The organism is Dietzia sp. DQ11-38-2 (assembly GCF_014145055.1).
Classification (GTDB): Bacteria; Actinomycetota; Actinomycetes; order Mycobacteriales; family Mycobacteriaceae; genus Dietzia.
In genome coordinates, this window is the sequence record NZ_JAALDW010000171.1 from 1 (window position 1) to 2,693 (window position 2,693).

At 66.0% G+C, this 2,693-nt stretch carries 5 protein-coding genes; 3 read left to right on the top strand and 2 right to left on the bottom strand.

What is annotated here, in order from left to right:
* Both G6026_RS06570 and G6026_RS06575 read right to left on the bottom strand, forming a co-directional pair.
* The coding region (locus G6026_RS06570) for a hypothetical protein (protein WP_182612670.1) at positions 1–805 on the bottom strand (805 nt) is incomplete at its 3' end.
* 83 nt (positions 806–888) lie between these two features.
* Entirely contained in the window at positions 889–1,482 is a 594-nt protein-coding gene (locus tag G6026_RS06575; RefSeq protein ID WP_182612672.1) for a DUF3558 family protein, read from the bottom strand.
* A 156-nt stretch (positions 1,483–1,638) separates the two neighbouring features.
* Between G6026_RS06575 and G6026_RS06580 the strand changes: the two genes are divergently transcribed.
* From G6026_RS06580 to G6026_RS17175, 3 genes are all read left to right on the top strand, one after another.
* Positions 1,639–1,779 carry a hypothetical protein gene (locus tag G6026_RS06580; RefSeq protein WP_182612674.1) on the top strand — a complete coding sequence of 47 codons (141 nt, stop codon included), beginning with the start codon at positions 1,639–1,641 and terminating at the stop codon, positions 1,777–1,779.
* Between the two features lie 83 nt (positions 1,780–1,862).
* On the top strand, positions 1,863–2,072 hold the full coding sequence (locus G6026_RS06585; RefSeq protein ID WP_182612676.1) for a hypothetical protein: 210 nt from the start codon (positions 1,863–1,865) through the stop codon (positions 2,070–2,072).
* Positions 2,073–2,146: 74 nt separating this feature from the next.
* A partial coding sequence (locus G6026_RS17175) for a DUF222 domain-containing protein (protein WP_241727966.1) occupies positions 2,147–2,693 on the top strand: 547 nt, incomplete at its 3' end.

Consider the following 2,693-nt stretch of genomic DNA (forward strand, 5'->3'; position numbering starts at 1 on the left):
CGGCGGGGCTGTAGACGGTGTTGACCGTCGCTCGTGCCTGCTCTTCCGCGGCGGCCTGGGCTGCCGCCATGACGGCGGCGGTGTGAGCGGTCGGCGGGCCGTGGACGCCGTCGTATCCCGGGGTGTTGAGCTGGGCGGCCTGGAGCGACGCGGACTCCTCCCCGATTCTGGCCTTGGTGGTGATGAAGCCGTCCTCGGCGGTGCTCGCCTTGGTGGCCACTACTTCGAGGACCGTGGCCAGTCTGTCGACCGATTCGGTGAACGATCCCACCGAGGTGCTGGCCTGGCTGGCGAACTCACCCTGCCATTGGCTGCCCAGCGCGTCGCCCAAACCGCGTCGCAGGTCAGCCGCCGCTGTGCGGAGGCGTGTCGCGACGGTGCTGACCCGATCCCGGACGTCGTGGAACTGGGACGGGTCCAGAGCCTGAGCCCCGGACACCAGCCTCTCCAGTGGGGCTCCGGACACCTCCTCGGGACCCACGCGGTCATACCCGCGCGGCACACCGAGCCCTTCGGCGGCGTCCAACATCGTGAGGGTCGCCCCGATCGAGCCCATCAATCCCAGACTCTGCAACCCTGCCGGCTCCTGCGCCGCCTTCCCCAGCGCGGCCGCCACCGCCTCGTCCTGTGCCTCGATCAAACCGCCGGCGGCAGCGAAGAGCATGGACATCGCCTTGGCCTGGTCGATGAAGCCATTGAGAAGCGTCCGAAGATCCTCCCCCACGAACACCGAATACACGGCGCCGATCTGGCGGGCGGTGTCGAAGGAATTGGGGGTTGCGATCTGATTCCCGAAAACCTCCACTCTGGCTTGCCGTCCGAGTTCGCGAGAAAAATGTTCGCTCGATCGGACGCACAACTCGGCGGCATCAGCTGAAAGATGAATAGTCATCGAAAGTCACCTTTTGGTATATAAGTCATTATCGGACGAATCGCTTTGTCCAGCGCATCACACGCATTCGTGAGTGGTCTTCCCCGGAATTCGTTGAGACCGGTTACCAGGTCGAACCTGACCCAAGCTGTTCCGCGGGATGTGAAGAACAACTGAATGCATGAGCTGTCGAATGCGTCGACCACTTCCGTCAGTCGGAGCCCGTTCCTGCCTCCTGAGGGGGCCTCGTCGAGCACTTCGAACGAAGCGTCAGCAAGATACTCCTCGCGCGACTTCCACGTCGCCAAGACGCTTATGTCGACTTCGTCGGACGCCCAGCCGCAAACCATCATTTCTCCGGGGTTGTGCCGGGTGTACTCCTCAACCTCTTCGACCGGCCCGCCGACGCCCTCCTCCACCGCTTCAATGGGGATCTCGGCGCACGGGTCGAAAAGTGGTGGCCGCTGCTCAATCGGCAGGTCCCAGGGGTTGCCCGGCTCCTCGGTGACTGCTGAGCTCGTCGTCGCCCTGTCGCCGTCTTGACCCACTCCGCACGCGGACACCACCGCGAGCGCGGCGAACGCGGCGACTGCTCCCCTTATCGTCCTCACGATCTATTTGACGCCCCGGCCGGACGGACGGTTCCACCCCATTCATCGCGGCCACTCCGGAGACCAGCCCGGCACTGGAACCGCCCGCCTGACACGCGCCGTCGTACCAGGCGAGGGCACACGAGCCGGGACAGGGGGACCCGGTGGGATATTCGGTTGCTGCAGGGAGTCGGTAGGACACTGGTGGCGCGACGACGGCGAGCCGCGATCGGATCCTCCATCGGCAAGAAGTTCGGCGAACTGGTCTACGAATCGCTGACCGAACACCACGCCCTGCTGCTCCGGCAGTACCACTAGGCGATCTGCGATCTAGGGGGAAGGACCACCGGTGGACGAGCACGGGGGGTTGATTGAACCCCGGAAGCGCGACCGAGGACCGGGTGTCTCGGAGCGCCAAGGACGAGGCAGAGGCCGAGAGGAAGCGGGAGATACACGAGCTGAATCGCCGGATTCACAAGCGGAGGCTGTGGCCCGGGCAAGTAATCCGACCGTCTCACTTCGAGGCCTTCATCGTGGTGGCCGCGACGATGTACCTGCTGACGGCCTGGTTGCTCATCTCTCCCATGATCGTGGCGTTCTGGCCCCGGTAGACGCCGCTGCCCCGGATGCAACCCCTGAACTGCGCCGACGCAGTGTGTCGTACCCAGGTGATCTAATCGAACGCATGAGCGAGACAGTGAGTGGTGTGACGGCGGGGACAGAGTTGGCGGTAGTACTCGCCTCGCTCGATCAACACCTGCAGCGCGACTGGACCGATGCCCCGCCGCCCCAGCTGCACGCCGAACTCGTGGCGCTCGAGCAGATCCAACGCCGCATCCGCGCGACACAGGCCCGCGTCATGGCCGCCGCCCGCGCCACCAGCACTGCCCGCGAGATGGGCTTCATCAACGATCGCCAGATGCTCACCGGGGGGCTCAGGCTGGCACCCGGGGACGCCCGCGGACGACTCGACGACGCCGGTATCGCCGAGTCGGCGCGTATGCGCGCCAGCGCCTCCGGCGCCGTGTCCGCCGGTCAGCTCCGAGTCATCGGTAAGGCCTTGGACGCGCTGTCCGATGAGTGCGACGACGAGGTGCGCGATCGCCTGGAGCAGAAGTTGATCGAGGCTGCCGAGAAGTCCACCACCCGGCAGCTGCAGGACCACGCCCACCGGCTGCTCGACGCTCTCGACCCGGGCCGCACCGAACGCGATGCCGCAGAGCGAGCCCGCC